The following is a 14110-nucleotide window of genomic DNA, read 5'->3' on the forward strand; positions in this document are numbered from 1 at the left end:
GCGGGCGCGCCCGCTCCTACAGGCACCGCGTAAAGCTCAGGCATACGTTGTACCTGTGGGAGCGGGCATGCCCGCGAAGAGGCCCTGGCAGGCAGCCGGCTACTTGGGATAAAGCGGCGGCAAGCTGCCATTCTCCCCAGCCGGCAACAACACCTGCTCGGCCGGCGGTATCGTGCCGATCGCCCGCCACAAATCCTCACCCTGCCAATACTGCCCACTCTCGCTGTACAACGCGCCATTCAACCCATCCAGCGCATCCGACAACGGCACGAAGCGCGCCGCCATCTCGGCCAGGGTCTCCGGTTGCTGCCGGGCCCAGGCGTCCAGCGCCTGGCGGGTGGCCTGGGGGTCGTTCGCCAGGCAGGCGCGCTTGAGGTCATCCAGCAAGGTGCGCGGGCTCGGCCCGTTCTGCGCCGCACGCAGCACCGCCGGTTGCGAGCGGGCGCGCCACCACAGGGCGAAGCCCAGTACGGTGGAAAGGGCGAACAACAGAGTCGCCAATTGCCAAGGCCACAGCGCGCTGCTGGCGCTGCTGTTATCGCCCACCGGGCTGTCGGCACTCAAGGCCGGGTTGTCCTGCACGTTCAGCGTACGCGCCGGCAGGCTGCTGTGCTCCAGGTGATCTTCACGGGTGTTCCACCACGCCACTTCCAGCGCCGGCAGGGCCAACGTGCCGGCATGGGTGGGCACCAGTGCTTCGCGTTCCTCGCGGTTGGCGGTCATGCCGCGTTCGTTGATTTCGTTGCGCAGCAGCGGCTGGTCGGGGTAGCGGCGCAGGCCGGTGATCTCGGTGGCGGGTAACGGCGGCAACTGGGTGCTGGAAAGGCCTTCGGCGCGCAAGGTGATGTTGCGCGTCAGCGAGTCGCCAATCTGTACCTGCTGGTTGCCGGGGTCGGGGTTCCAGTGCTCTTCCAGTGTCAGGCTACGCGCCGGCAACCACGGCACACCCGCAGGCCAGGCGGCGGGAATCGGGCGTACCGCCAGCCGCAGCGGCAGCGAGCTGACCTGTACCTGGTGCCCGGCCCGGGCCGTGCCATTGGCTTGCGGGGTTTCGTCGCTGCTGGCTGCGGCGGTGGCGCTGAACGTCAGTGGCGGGATCTCGAGCGTGCCACTTTGCTGGGGGTACACGGCATAGCGGGTTTCGATCACGCCGTGGCGCACGCCATTGATTTCCTTTTCATAGGTGCGCGATTCGCCGAGCGGTTCGACCTTGGCGCCTTCCAGCTGCAGCGGGCTCAGGCTGCTGTCGTCATAGAGCGCCACCGAGTGATAGATGCGCAAGGTGAGCACAGCCTGCGCCTGCACGTAGACGTCGGGGCTGTCGAGGGTGGCCTCGATGAACACCTGTGAAGTGTCCTGGCGACTGGCATCGGCCTGCAGCACTTGCAGGTCGATGGCCTGGCTGCGTGACTGACCCAACTGCAGCTCGGGGATACGCAGGCTGCCGCTGCGCCGCGGCAGCAAGGTGATGATCCAGCGGGTGCTGGCGCGGGTTTCACCGTCGAGGGTATGCAGGCTGTTCAGCTGGCGCGTGCCGCGCACCTCGAAGTCGCCTTCCAGGGCGCGCAGGTCGGGCTTGCCGAACTGGGTGACGTCCTGGCTTTCCAGGGTCAGTTCCAGGCTTTCGCCAGCCTGCAGGCGGGTGCGGTCGACGCTGGCCTGCAGCAGGGGTTCAGCCTGGGCCAGGGTGGCCCACAGCAGGGAGAGGAGCAAGACGCCGAAGCGACTCATCGTGGGGTTTCCTGTTGCAGTTGCTGTTCGTACCAGAATTTGCGCCGCAGCAGCTCCGCCGGGTTATCGGGGATCTCCCGCAGCCATTGTTCCAGGGCTTGGCGCTGTTCGGCGTCGAGGCTGGTCGACACCGGGCGCTGGGGCGGCTGGATGACGCCCTCATCGGCACCCGGCTGATTACCCGGTGCACCCTGGCTGTTGCTGCTGCTTTCGCCAGGCTGCTCGGCGCTGGCTTGTTCATCACCGCTGGGGGTGCCCTGGGCGGCGCTGCTGGCCGAACTGCTGTTGCCTTCGGTGTCGCTGCCGGGCGTGCCTTGGGCATCGTTACCGGGCGGTTGTTCCTCGGCCTTGGCCTGGCGCTGTTGCAGCAGCTGTTGCACCAATGCCTGGTTGTCCAGTGCCACTTGCAGATCGGGTTGGCGCTCCAGCGCCTGCTCGTAGGCGTCCAGGGCCGCTTCCAGCTCACCGGCACGGGCCAGTGCATTGCCTCGATTGTAGTGGTCGGCGGCCGTGTCGCCCTGGGAAAATGCCTCGGCCGCACCCGCGTAGTCGCCGGCCTGGTACAGCGCCAGGCCGCGCCACTGCGTGTCATGGAAGTGCCGAGCCGCGCTGGCTGGGCGGTTCAGCTCGAGCAGGCGTTGGCCTTGCTGGTCGGGGCGCAGCCACAGGTCATCGAGCTCGAAAGCCTGGCTGGGCTGGGGCAGGGCCAGCAGCAACGGCAGGCAGAACAGCCAACCGCGCCGGCCGGCACACGCGGCCAGCAGCAGCAGCGGAATCAGCAACCAGTAGCCCTGGTCGGCCCAGCTGTCCAGCTGCAGGGTCTGGCCGTCGTTGCGCCCGGCCCGCGGCTGGTCGAACAGGCCCAGGCCGCGCAGGTCCAGGTCGTCGATACGCGCATGCCGGTAGCGCCCGCCGGTGCCGTTGATGAAACCCTTGAGGCTGGCGTTGTCCAGGCGGGGTACCAGAATGCCGCCTTGGTCATCCTTGAGGTATTCGCCATTGGCCTGGCGCACCGGGGCACCGTCACGGCTACCGATACCCAGCATCAGCAGGCTTGGGCCCTGCCGGCCAAGGGCCTGGGCGATGCCCTGGCGCTCTGGGGCGCTGAGCGACGACCCGATCAGCAGCAGGCGGCCCTGGCCGAGCCCGCTCTGGGCCAGCAGTGCCAGGCCCTTCTGCACGGCCAGGTCGGCGCGCTGGCCGGGCTTGGGCATGATCGACGGGTCGATGGCCTCCAGCAGGTTGCGCGTGGTGGCCAGGTCATCGGACAGCGGCACCAGGGTGTGTGCGGAGCCGGCATAGACCACCAGCGCCGTCTGGCTGTCGCGGCGGTGCTCCAGCAGGTCGAGGATTTTGCGCCGGGCCTGTTCCAGGCGATTGGGCGGGCTGTCCTCGGCGAGCATCTGCGGGGTCAGCTCCAGCAATATCACCAGCGGGTCGGCCGGGCGCTGGCGGTTTTCTTCCACCCGCTGCCAACTGGGCCCGAGCAGGGCCAGGATCACCAATAGCCAGGCCAACCCCAGCGCCACCCACGGCAGTTTGCTGGTGTTGCCGTTGCCGCCGCCCAGCAGCACAGCGTGGAATGCCGGCGGCAGGATCAGCTGCCAGCGCCCGGCGCGTTTGCGCCGATGCCACAGCTTGTACAGCAGCCAGCCAAGCAAGGGCACGGCCAGCAGCCACAGGGGGCGCAACCATTGCGGCCACAGGTCGATCATCGCCGCCTCCGCAAGCGCAAGCGCTTCAGGCGTTGGCGCCATTCCGGGTGTGGCTGCAAGAAGCGCGGCTTGCGCAGCAGGCGCTGCATCAGGTTGTCGGGCCATTGCACGGCCACCACCAGCAGCACGCTCAGCAGCAGTGCCAGGGCCAATGGCCAGGCGTATAGGGCTTGGGCGGTGCGGGCTTGGGTCGGTTGCTGGGCCACCGGTTCGAGTTGGTCGAGGGTGTCGCCAATAGCGTCCAGTTCGGCTCCGTCATGCGCGCGGAAGTAGGCACCGTGGGTGATTTCGCCGATTTCCCTGAGTGCGGCTTCGTCCAGGTCCAGGCTCGGGTTGAGGCCGAGCAGGCCTGGGGTGCCACTGGCTTCGGGGTTGGCGCCAATGCCGATGGTGTAGATGCGCACGCCTTCCTGGGCTGCCAGGCGGGCTGCCGTCAGCGGGTGGATCTGCCCGCCATTGTTGGCACCGTCGGTAATCAGTACCAGTACCCGGCTTTGCGCCGGGCGCTGGCGCAGGCGTTTCACCGCCAGGCCAATGGCGTCGCCGATGGCCGTGTTCTTGCCGGCGATGCCGATTTGCGCTTCGTCGAGGAAGGTGCGCACGGTACGCCGGTCGAACGTGAGCGGGGCCTGCAGGTAGGCCTGGCTGCCGAACAGGATCAGGCCCACGCGATCGCCTTCTCGGTCCTGCAGGAAATCGCCGAGCAGGGCCTTGACCAGGTCGAGGCGGCTGATGTCTTCGTTTTTCCACTGCATGTCCGGGAAGTCCATCGACCCGGACACGTCCACCGCCACCAGCAGGTCGCGGCCGCTGGCCGCCACCGGCACCGGGTCACCGAGCCATTGCGGGCGCGCGGCAGCGCACAGCAGTAACAGCCAGATGACCACGAATGGCCCTTGCTGGCGCCAGGTGGGCAGGTTCAGCCGCGCGCGCCGCCCGGCCAGGCCTTCCAGTTCGTTGAGGAAGCCAACCTTGAGTACCGGTTCGCCGCTGTCGGCGGCGGGCAGCAGCAGGCGCGCCAGCCACGGCAGCGGCAACAGGGCAAAGACCCACGGCCAGGCCAGTTCAAACATGCTTGCGGATCCAGGTTTCGACGGCTTGGCTCAGCCCGGCGATGGCCTTGTCGTCGAGTTTGCACTCGGGTTTATAGGCGCCTTCGACCAGCACCATCCAGCGTGTGAGGCCGGCTGCGGGGCAGCGGTTGTCGAGAAATGCCAGCCACTGGCGGCCGTTGAGGGTATGGCTGTTGGCGCCCGGGTAGTGGCTGCGGCACAGGCGCTTGAGCAGGGCGTTGATCTGTTGCAGCCAGGCGCCGGCGGGGGCGCCGTCGTAGGGGCGTGGCAGGCGTGCCAGCTCGGCCAGCGCTTCTACCCGCACCGGGTCCAGCGGTTGCTCGGCGCGTACGACACGGCGCTTGCGCGGGCGCCAGTGCCGCAGCCGCCACAGGCCCCAGCCCAGCACTGGCAGGATGACCAGCAATGCCCACCAGCCGGGTGCTGGCGGCCACAGGCCGATGGGCGCCGGTTCGATCAGCGGTTGCAACTGATCGAGCGGATTCATGATGCGCTCCGCGGGCGCTGTGCGCTCAGGTATTCGCGCAATTGCTCGATCATTTCACTTTGCGTGCTCAGCGGCATCAGCAGCACCCGCAGCTTTTGCGCCAGCAGCTCCCAGCGCTCGATGCGGGCTTCGGCCTGCTGGCGGTAGGCCTGGCGCAGGTTGGCGTCGAGGGTGTCGAGCTCCAGCTGCGCGCTGCGTTGGGCAAAACGCAGCAGGCCAGCGGCCGGCAGGGCATGGTCGAGTGGGTCGGACACCGGCAGCAGCAGCAGGTCGCAATGCCGGGACAGCATGGCCAGGTGCTGCTCCACCTGGGCGCTGAGCGAACGCTCGTCGCAGATCACGATGGCCAGGCTGCCCGGGCGCAGCACTTCGCGGGCGCGGCGCAGGGCCAGGCCAAGGCTGTCGGCCCCGGCAACCGCCTCGGTGTGCAGCGCCTGGTTGACCTTGGCCATGCGGTTGAGCAACTGCAGCAGGCTCTGTTTGCTGCGCCGGGGCTTGATTTCATGGTGCTCGTTGTCGCCGAACACCAGGCCGCCGATGCGGTCGTTATGGGCCAGCGCGGCCCAGCCGAACAAGGCGGCAGCCTGGGCGGCGAGCACCGACTTGAACATCAGGCCCGAGCCGAAGAACAGCCGCTGGCTTTGCTCGACCAGGATGAAGATAGGCCGTTCGCGTTCTTCGTGAAACAGCTTGGTGTGGGGCTCCTGGGTGCGTGCGGTCACCCGCCAGTCGATGTTGCGCACGTCGTCGCCGGCCTGGTACACGCGCACCTGGTCGAAGTCCACACCGCGCCCGCGCAGCTTGGAATGGTGCAGACCGACCAGCGGGCTGCGTTGGCCGGGCTTGGAAAACAGCTGGATTTCGCGCACGCGGTGGCGCATGTCGATCAGCTCGGCGAGGCCGATGCGGATGCCGGGTTCGGCCAGGTGCGCAGTGGGCATGGGGTCAGGCAACAGCGACGACGTCGAGGATGCGCTGGACCACGCGGTCCTGGTCGATCCCCGCGGCCTCGGCTTCGAAGGAGAGGATGATGCGGTGGCGCAGCACGTCGAACAGCACCGCCTGGATGTCTTCGGGGCTGACGAAGTCGCGCCCGGCCAGCCAGGCGTGGGCACGTGCGCAGCGGTCCAGCGAAATGGAACCGCGCGGGCTGGCGCCATAGGCGATCCAGTCGGCCAGCTCGGTATCGAATTTGGCCGGGGTGCGGGTGGCCATGACCAACTGCACCAGGTACTCCTCGACGGCATCGGCCATGTACAGGTTGAGGATTTCCTTGCGCGCGGCAAAGATCGCCTGCTGGCTGACCCGCCGTTCGGGTTTCACTTCGCCGCCCAGCGCTTCACCGCGGGCCTGTGCCAGGATGCGCCGCTCGACCGCGGCGTCCGGGAAGCCGATTTTCACGTGCATCAGGAAGCGGTCGAGCTGGGCTTCGGGCAGCGGGTAGGTGCCTTCCTGCTCGATCGGGTTCTGCGTGGCCATGACCAGGAACAGGGGCGACAGGTCGTAGGTGCTGCGGCCCACACTGACCTGGCGTTCGGCCATGGCCTCGAGCAGTGCCGACTGGACCTTGGCCGGTGCACGGTTGATTTCGTCGGCCAGCACCAGGTTATGGAAGATCGGCCCCTGCTGGAACACGAAACTGCCGGTTTCCGGGCGGTAGATTTCCGTGCCGGTGATGTCGGCCGGAAGCAGGTCGGGGGTGAACTGGATGCGGTGGAACTGCGCTTCTATGCCCTCGGCCAACTCCTTGATGGCCTTGGTCTTGGCCAGCCCAGGCGCCCCCTCGACCAGCATATGGCCGTCTGCCAGCAGCACGATCAACAGCCGCTCGACCAGTTTCTCCTGGCCTAGGATCTGGGTTGAAAGAAAGGTGCGCAGCGCGATCAGCGCTTCACGGTGTTCCATCGGCGACGGTTCCTGGTAGGGGGCCGGAGGCGGCTGACGGCAGCTGCCCTGGCAAGGGCTGATACTTTAATCCATCCGGGGGGGCGGCGACTAATGGCACGGGGTAAATTTATCGCTGCAGCGGGCCTGGGGTATGGAAAACTCTCACGAAGGCTTGGCGATTGCCTGATGTTGCCTGACGGCGTACTGGCGCCTGCTTGTGCTTTTGGGTCAAGCACAAGGCACGAAGATGGTAGCGAGCAACGGCGGTACGCCGACCCCTCGGCGGGTAACCCTGCGTTTCGGGGTGTTCTTCGATGGCACCGGTAACAATCAGCACAACGCCACGGCATTGGCGGGGCACGGCGGCAGTTATGCCAATGCGCTGAGCAACGTAGCCCTGCTGCATGCGTTGTACCCGGCGCAAGCGGCCGATGGCGAGGCGCGCCAGGTCTTTTTCAAATGCTACATGGAAGGCATCGGCACCTTGGCCGGTGAAACCGACCCGGTGTATGCCTCTGCCACCGGGCGTGGCCGCACGGGCGTGGAAGCCCGGGTGGCCGAGGCGTTGCAGGTGATTGCCGGGCAACTGCAGGGTTGGTGCCAGGCGCACCCGCAGTGGGTGCCGGCACGCCTGGAGTTCGACTTGTTCGGCTTCAGCCGTGGCGCGGCGGCGGTACGCCACCTGGCCAACCTGTTGCACGACGGTGCCGGGGGATTGTTGCCGGTGGCGTGTGACATCGCGATCAACTTCATGGGCTTGTTCGACACGGTGGCCGCGATCATCGCGCCGTTGCAGGGCGACTTCGACCCCACCGACGAGCGCCACGGTGGCTTGCGCCTGGGCCTGGGGGCGGGTATTGCCCGGCAGGTGGTGCAACTGGTGGCGCACGATGAGCAGCGGCATAACTTCCCGCTGGTGAGCAGTGGCCACGACATAGTGCTGCCGGGTGTGCACTCGAATATCGGTGGCGGCTACCCGGAAACCACATGGGAACAGGTGCTGTTGTGCAAACCGCAATCCCAGCGCGTGCCGGTGGCGACGCCTGCCGGGCAGTGCCGCGTGCATGCCGTGATGCAGGGCCTGTTGGCGACGGATTTTGCCGACATGGGGGAACCCCGGCCACGGGTGATCACCTGGGAGGAGCCGATCGCTGGCGGCCACCCGCGTGAAGCAGAGAAGCAAGTCTACGCAGCGGTAGCCCGCGAGCGGGAGGTGGCCGGGCACCTGTCGCGTGTCTACCTGAGCGTGATGCGCGAGCTGGCGGTACGGGCTGGCGTGCCGTTTGCGCCGTTGGGCGGCCAGGCGGAGCACCGTTTGCCGGCTGAATTGCAGGTGATCAGCGCAAAACTGCATGGCTTCGCTTTGGGCGAAACCGGGCAATTGGCGCTGAGCGAGCAAGAGCAGCGGTTATTGCGCGACAAGTATGTGCACGCTTCGGCGAACTGGAATGCGCTGAAAGGGTTGCGTAACAGCGTGCTGGATGTGTTGTTTGTTAACCGGCCAGGGGTGGCGGGGCGGGTGGTGCATGGGAATCCGGTGGGGTGAATGCGCCTGGGGTGGCAGGGGTTCGCCACCCCATTCATTCATCGCTGCGCGTTCCTGCGTTTTCGGGCCATATACCCCTCCTGCGCCACGGTCAGCGCCACCGTCAGCACCATGAACGCTACCGAAGCAACGAAAATGCCATTTGGCAGCCCCCGGTCGAGCATCCAGCCGAACGCCACTGGCCCGACGGCGCCACCGATGTTGAACCCGGTCGAGACCAGCCCGAAGGTCTTGCCCTCGGCACCCTTGGGCGCGGCCGCTTTTACCAGCATATCCCGCGACGGGGCGATCATTCCGGTCAGCAGGCCGATGCTGCCCAGCACCACCACCAATGCCCATTCGCGCAGCACACCCAGGGCAACCACGGCGGTCAGCACTGCAGCCAGGGCGAAAGCCAGCGCCGCCACCAGGCCATGCCGGCGGGTACGGTCGGCCAGGGCACCGCCACACAGCACCCCGGCGGCGCTGCAGAGCAAGAAGGCGGTAAGCGCGGTATTGGCCCACGCCAAGGTCAGGCCTTGGCCTTGCACCAGTGCGGCAACGGAGAATTTCTCGATGGCACTGGTGCTCAGGTTGAGCAATATGAACAGCACTGTCAGCACGCCGATCATGGGTGTGAACAGGCGCACTCGGCCGTTCGCCGGCGGCGCGCCGGCATTGCCCGGGTTGCCCATCTCCGTTACCCGGTACACCCCGCTGCCTGGCAGCGATATCAATAGCAGCGCAGCAGCGCCGAACACTGCGCCCGTCGCCAGGGCTGCCCGTGTGCCCAACACGGCAGCGATACCGAGGAATATTGCCGGGGTTACCGCCGAGCCGAGAAAGCCGGCGAAGGTATGAATGGAGAATGACCGCCCCAGCCGGTCTGGCTCGATGCCCTTGGCCAGCAGCGCATAGTCGGCCGGGTGGTACACCCCGTTGGCCAGGCCGGCCAGCGCCATGCTCACCAGCAACACCGCATGGCCGGGGCTGGCGGCCAGCAGCAGGAAACTGAGGCTGCCCAGCAGCAGCCCGGCCTTGAGCACCTTGCGCGCGCCAAAGTGGTCGACGGCGTGACCCAGTGGGGCCTGCACCAGGGCAGAGACGATATTGAACACCGCCAGGGCTACGCCGAGTTCGACGAAACCGACCCCCAGCAGGGAGGGCAGCACTGGCAGCAGTGCCGGGATCAGCATGATGTGCACATGGCTGACGAAATGTACGGCGGCAACCTGGGTCAGCAGCTTGGGGGCAGCAACGTAGCGCATGTCGGGACCTGTAGACAGCGTGCGCGCCTGGCGCACGGCAAGGGGATGGAATGCCCGCGTGGCGGGCGTCGCTGCGCAGCGCCCGAAGGCGGCCATGCAACCGCCGGCAGCGATCCCGCCACCCAGCGCGTTGCCTGTTGCGCGGGTAACCCGCGCTTACAGGGCTGCGCTGTCGAGGGTCAGGCAGCCAGTTCGGTCAGCAGGTTTTTCAGATAGTCGCTGCCTTGCGCATCCAGCGCCTGCAACGGCAGGCGGGGCGCGCCGACATCCTGGCCCAGCAGCTTCAGGCCGGCCTTGATGGTGGTGGGCAGGCCGCGGCGGGTGATGTATTCCAGCAGTTCGTACTGGCGGTAGAACAGCGTGCGGGCTTCGGCCAGTTGGCCTTGCTGCACGGCGTCCCACAATGCCAGGTTCAATGCCGGAATCAGGTTGGGCGCGGCGGTGCACCAGCCGCTCGCGCCTGCCACCAGGGCCTCCAGGGTCAGTGGGTTGCAACCGTTGTAGAACGCTACCTGACCCTTGCTGGCCTGGAACAGGCGGTGCATGCGCTGAATGTCACCGGTGCTTTCCTTGACCATGGTCACATTCGGCACCTCGGCGAGGATGCGCAGGATCAGTTCCACCGACAGGTCGGTGCCGCTGGTGCCCGGGTTGTTGTAAAGCATGATCGGGATGTCGATGGCGGCGCCGACGGCCTTGTAGTGGGCCACCACTTCGGCTTCGGTGAGTTTCCAGTACGAAACGGGCAGCACCATGACCGCCGTGGCCCCGCATGCCTGCGCCAGGCGCGCACGCTCCACGGTGCGTGCGGTGGTCAGGTCGGAGACGCTGACCACGCTGGGTACGCGCCCGGCGATGCGCGCCTGGCTGAAGCGCACCACGCTTTCCCATTCGCTGTCGCTCAGGTAGGCCCCTTCGCCGGTGCTGCCCAGCGGCGCGATGGCGTGCACGCCGTGCTTGATCAATTGGTCGATGGACGTGCCCAAAGCCTCCAGGTCGAGTGTGCCGTCTGCCGAGAAGGGAGTGATGGTGTAGCCGATGACGCCGCGAATTACAGGTGTAGACATGACCAGGCACCTTTGCCGTTGTTGAGGGAAGAGTACAGCTTCGAGTCAGGCCAGGCAGTCGCCGTGGGCCCGCAAGGCACGCCGCGCGTAATAGCTGAACGCGGCGCCATGACGCTTAGGGGTGGAGATCCAGTCGTGGGCTTCCTTGCCCAGGGCTTCGGGGATGGGGCGGATGTCACCGGCCCCCATGGCCAGCAGCTGCATCCTGGCGGCCCGCTCGAACAGCAGGGCAAGCACGCAGGCTTCTTCGATCGAGCCGCCAGCGATCAGCAGGCCATGGTGTGAAAGCAGGATCGCGCGCTTGTCGCCGATGGCCGCCGCGATGATTTCGCCTTCTTCATTGCCTACCGGCACACCAGGCCAGTCCTTGAGGAACGCGCAATCGTCGAACAGCGGGCACAGGTCCATGTGCGAGATGGCCAGCGGTACCTCCAGCATCGACAGGGCGGCGCTGTGCAGCGGGTGGGTGTGGATGATGCAGTTGACGTCAGGCCGGGCGCGGTAGAGCCAGCTGTGGAAACGGTTGGCCGGGTTGGCCATGCCACGGCCTTGCAGCACGGTCAGGTCTTCGTCCACCACCAGCAGGTTGGAGGCGGCGATTTCGTCGAAGCCCAGGCCCAGTTGCTGGGTGTAATAGGTGCCAGGCTCCTGGGCGCGGGCGGTGATCTGCCCGGCCAGCCCCGAGTCGTGGCCGCCGTCGAACAGGATGCGGCAGGTGAGGGCCAGCTTTTGCCGGGTACTGTAGGTGTTGTCGGCCAGGGCCGTCAGCATCTGCTGCTGGGCGTGCTTGACCAGGTGGTCCTTGGGGGCGTGCATGGTGGTCGTCATGGGCGGTACCTGCAGGAAAGGGCGGTGGGTTGCTGAGCGACACAGGAAGGTCGCCAGGACACACGGCGATCATAATGACACCTTGTGTCATTATCAAGCATGAAATGACACAGTAAGTCTGCAGTGGGGCTCCAGAGGTGGCGTGCCGGGTGGCAAGGAGGTGCGCGAGGGGGCGTTGGCAAAGCGCGCGGCGCAGGCGCTTACACCGGCCGGGCCAGTGTTCGCAGCTGGCGCCGCGGCAAAAAGGCGCGCGTTACGCGCCTATGCAGCGCGAAGCGGGCAGCGGGGCCGGGTGCGCGTGCTGGTACTGCCGGAAGGCCTCGGCAATGGCATTGATCAGCGGCGCGTCGCTGAGCGGGTTCAAGGCCGGGAAGCGCTTGCCGTTGCAGTTGCCCTGGTAGGTCAGCACAGCCTCGACGCTGTGATCATGGTCCAGGTACACCTGCCTGATCGCCTGGGCGTCCAGGTTCTTCGCATCGTCGCAGCGCAGGGCGTGGTGAATGGCCAATGCCGCGCCAAAGGCCAGGGCCGGGGTGTCGATGCCGTGCCTGCCGGCCAGCTCGATGCTGCTGAGGATACGTTCATTGCGCTGCAGTTTGCGCAGCGGGTCGCGGCCGACGCGGGCGCACGGGTCCTTGAACGAGGTTTTGCAGCGCGCCAGGAAGGCGTCGGCGAACCGGCTGATCACCTCGCTCATTTGCGGGTACTCCGCTTCCAGGGCGGGCGCCACTTCCTGGCGTATCAGCCGCTCGGCCAGGGCATTGACGCGGGCGTCGCCCATGCCCTGGCCCACCCAGGCATGGCCCAGCAGGCTGGCGTACCAGGCAATGATCGCGTGCGGGCCGTTCCACAGGCGGTTCTTGATGACCTGGATCTGGGCAATGTCCGGCACCGTGTGCACTTGGCGCAGGCGTTCGAGCAGGTCGCTGCCGCGCTCGACATACAACGGCATGTCGGCTTCGCTGTTGAACAGCACCAGGTGCAGTTGGCTCATGGCGCTGCTGGGCTGCGCAAAGGGCCTGAAATGCCCGAGCAATCGCTCGTATTCAGCCGGCGGCGCCGAGGCACTGCGGGGTGCGGCAGGCTCTTCTTCCAGGCTGTTGCGAAACATCTGCGACTTGATCCGCAATTGCCGCACCAGCGCATCGTTGCTCAGCTTGGAAACGATGCGGCTGACTACCGTTTCCGCGAAATGGGTCTTGAGCATTACCTGCTCGCAGATGGCCGGCGGGCACAATGTCGCCAGCTCGGCTTGCACATGCCGGCGCACGAACGCGCCGCCACCCACCTTGTTCAGCACGATCAGCAACGTCAGTTCGCGGCCGCGGCGCTCGAAGCGCTGCAGCAGGCCTTGGGCAATTACCCTGGCCTGGTTGCGAATCGCCTGTTCAGGCAGGCTCAGGCCGATGATCTCGGCGTCGTTGTACATGGCGATCACCGCCTGTTCGTCGTCCAGGTCGATCATGCGCACATTGTCGATGGTCTGGTCGAACGAGGTGCTGCCATAGCGCACGCTGTAGCTGCCGAAGGCACTCACGCTCTCGCGCAGCATGCGTGAGCGGGTAGCGGCGATGATTTCGCAGGGCCGGGTGTAGCCGTCCCAATGGGAAAACACCTGGGTCAGGTAGCCGCCGCCGATGGCGCCAAAGCCATGAATACCGACACGGAACTGGTTCAACGACGCCGGGAAGGGTTCGCTGAGCGCGGGCATGCCCAGCTCGGGCACGCATGCATTCAGGTCGGCGAGGAACTCCGGCATGCTGTGGTAAGCCTTGAGTGCGCCGGCCTTGATTTCGGCTGCAGGTGGCTTGATGTCTTCGATCAGAATCGCCTGGCCCTGGGCACGCATGGCCGACAGCATGCCGTTTTCTGAATCCTCGACCATGAAGCACTGCGCTGGCGGGCAGTTGAGTGCGCGGGCGGCCTTCAGGAAGATCTCCGGGTGGGGTTTGCCCTGGCTGACTTCATCGCCACACACGGTGATGTCGAAGTACTTCAGCACATTGGCGTTGATCAGGTATTCCTCGGCGATGGCGCGGCGGCTGGAGGTGGCCACGGCCATGGTCAAGCCGGCCTTGCGCAGGCGCTCCAGCACCTCCAGCAGGCCGGGCTTGATCGGCACGCCGTGATTGCGCACGTACTCCAGCTCCAGTTCATCGGCGCGCTGGCGGATGGCGGCATAGGGGAAGTCTTCGCCGTTATGCGCCTTGGCCAAGGCTTCGGCTTTTTTCGCGCTCAGGCCCAGAGAGCCGAGCAGTGTGTGCTCGCCCAGCGGTTTGCCGAAGATTTCCAGCGACGCTTGCTTGAGGGTCTTGAAGCGCAGGCGTTCGGTGTCGAAGAGGGTGCCATCCATATCGAAGATAGCGCTGAAGATGCGTTTGCCGTGAAAGAAAAGCATGGGTTGTTGCCCCTTGTCGGTGGGTCGGACATCCCGCCTGCAACAGGCGAGCATGGCGTGCGAGCTGCAGCAATGGCAGTCAGGTAGGGGGCACGCGGTCGACAGGAGGGCGCTGGGGGGTAACGCAGAGA

The 14110-nt window shown here is 66.4% G+C and carries 11 protein-coding genes; 1 reads left to right on the forward strand and 10 read right to left on the reverse strand.

From position 1 onward, the window contains the following. Positions 1-99: 99 nt before the first annotated feature. From GYA94_RS24745 to GYA94_RS24770, 6 genes are read right to left on the reverse strand one after another with little or no spacing between them, the layout of a single operon-like run. Complete coding sequence (locus GYA94_RS24745) at positions 100-1731, reverse strand: BatD family protein (RefSeq protein ID WP_047149560.1); 1632 nt, start codon at positions 1729-1731, stop codon at positions 100-102. Next, on the reverse strand, positions 1728-3446 hold the full coding sequence (locus tag GYA94_RS24750) for a tetratricopeptide repeat protein (RefSeq protein ID WP_029886673.1): 1719 nt from the start codon (positions 3444-3446) through the stop codon (positions 1728-1730). Before GYA94_RS24750 ends, GYA94_RS24745 begins: the two co-directional genes overlap by 4 nt. Beyond that, the gene (locus GYA94_RS24755; protein ID WP_047149559.1) at positions 3443-4519 is read right to left on the reverse strand and encodes a vWA domain-containing protein; all 1077 of its coding nucleotides are present in this window, start codon (positions 4517-4519) and stop codon (positions 3443-3445) included. The genes GYA94_RS24750 and GYA94_RS24755 overlap by 4 nt, the downstream gene beginning before the upstream one ends. Then, on the reverse strand, positions 4512-5006 hold the full coding sequence (locus tag GYA94_RS24760) for a DUF4381 domain-containing protein (protein ID WP_009683483.1): 495 nt from the start codon (positions 5004-5006) through the stop codon (positions 4512-4514). The genes GYA94_RS24755 and GYA94_RS24760 overlap by 8 nt, the downstream gene beginning before the upstream one ends. Beyond that, entirely contained in the window at positions 5003-5947 is a 945-nt protein-coding gene (locus GYA94_RS24765; RefSeq protein WP_029886675.1) for a DUF58 domain-containing protein, read from the reverse strand. Before GYA94_RS24765 ends, GYA94_RS24760 begins: the two co-directional genes overlap by 4 nt. A 4-nt stretch (positions 5948-5951) precedes the next feature. Beyond that, on the reverse strand, positions 5952-6911 hold the full coding sequence (locus GYA94_RS24770) for an AAA family ATPase (RefSeq protein ID WP_009683481.1): 960 nt from the start codon (positions 6909-6911) through the stop codon (positions 5952-5954). Between the two features lie 229 nt (positions 6912-7140). Here GYA94_RS24770 and GYA94_RS24775 point away from each other — a divergent pair, with 229 nt between their 5' ends. Next, complete coding sequence (locus GYA94_RS24775; protein ID WP_110679931.1) at positions 7141-8439, forward strand: phospholipase effector Tle1 domain-containing protein; 1299 nt, start codon at positions 7141-7143, stop codon at positions 8437-8439. A gap of 38 nt (positions 8440-8477) precedes the next feature. Here the strand turns inward: GYA94_RS24775 and GYA94_RS24780 are convergent, their stop codons facing one another. The 4 genes from GYA94_RS24780 to mtlD all read right to left on the reverse strand — a co-directional run bounded on the left by GYA94_RS24780 (position 8478) and on the right by mtlD (position 13979). Next, positions 8478-9686 carry an MFS transporter gene (locus tag GYA94_RS24780; RefSeq protein ID WP_161893303.1) on the reverse strand — a complete coding sequence of 403 codons (1209 nt, stop codon included), beginning with the start codon at positions 9684-9686 and terminating at the stop codon, positions 8478-8480. 179 nt (positions 9687-9865) lie between these two features. Then, complete coding sequence (locus GYA94_RS24785; RefSeq protein WP_047149558.1) at positions 9866-10753, reverse strand: dihydrodipicolinate synthase family protein; 888 nt, start codon at positions 10751-10753, stop codon at positions 9866-9868. A gap of 45 nt (positions 10754-10798) precedes the next feature. Beyond that, on the reverse strand, positions 10799-11581 hold the full coding sequence (locus GYA94_RS24790) for an aldolase (RefSeq protein WP_161893304.1): 783 nt from the start codon (positions 11579-11581) through the stop codon (positions 10799-10801). Between the two features lie 253 nt (positions 11582-11834). After that, the gene (gene mtlD / locus GYA94_RS24795; RefSeq protein ID WP_161893305.1) at positions 11835-13979 is read right to left on the reverse strand and encodes a bifunctional mannitol-1-phosphate dehydrogenase/phosphatase; all 2145 of its coding nucleotides are present in this window, start codon (positions 13977-13979) and stop codon (positions 11835-11837) included. Between the last annotated feature and the right edge of the window lie 131 nt (positions 13980-14110).

The sequence above is a fragment of the Pseudomonas juntendi genome, assembly GCF_009932375.1.
Lineage (GTDB): Bacteria > Pseudomonadota > Gammaproteobacteria > Pseudomonadales > Pseudomonadaceae > Aquipseudomonas > Aquipseudomonas juntendi.

Coding starts and splice junctions, on each gene's coding strand:
- GYA94_RS24755 (WP_047149559.1), bottom strand. CDS start 4,519: ATGTTTGAACTGGCCTGGCCGTGGGTCTTTGCCCTGTTGCCGCTGCCG.
- GYA94_RS24785 (WP_047149558.1), bottom strand. CDS start 10,753: ATGTCTACACCTGTAATTCGCGGCGTCATCGGCTACACCATCACTCCC.
- GYA94_RS24790 (WP_161893304.1), bottom strand. CDS start 11,581: ATGACGACCACCATGCACGCCCCCAAGGACCACCTGGTCAAGCACGCC.
- GYA94_RS24775 (WP_110679931.1), top strand. CDS start 7,141: ATGGTAGCGAGCAACGGCGGTACGCCGACCCCTCGGCGGGTAACCCTG.
- GYA94_RS24770 (WP_009683481.1), bottom strand. CDS start 6,911: ATGGAACACCGTGAAGCGCTGATCGCGCTGCGCACCTTTCTTTCAACC.
- GYA94_RS24780 (WP_161893303.1), bottom strand. CDS start 9,686: ATGCGCTACGTTGCTGCCCCCAAGCTGCTGACCCAGGTTGCCGCCGTA.
- GYA94_RS24760 (WP_009683483.1), bottom strand. CDS start 5,006: ATGAATCCGCTCGATCAGTTGCAACCGCTGATCGAACCGGCGCCCATC.
- GYA94_RS24750 (WP_029886673.1), bottom strand. CDS start 3,446: ATGATCGACCTGTGGCCGCAATGGTTGCGCCCCCTGTGGCTGCTGGCC.
- GYA94_RS24765 (WP_029886675.1), bottom strand. CDS start 5,947: ATGCCCACTGCGCACCTGGCCGAACCCGGCATCCGCATCGGCCTCGCC.
- GYA94_RS24745 (WP_047149560.1), bottom strand. CDS start 1,731: ATGAGTCGCTTCGGCGTCTTGCTCCTCTCCCTGCTGTGGGCCACCCTG.
- mtlD (WP_161893305.1), bottom strand. CDS start 13,979: ATGCTTTTCTTTCACGGCAAACGCATCTTCAGCGCTATCTTCGATATG.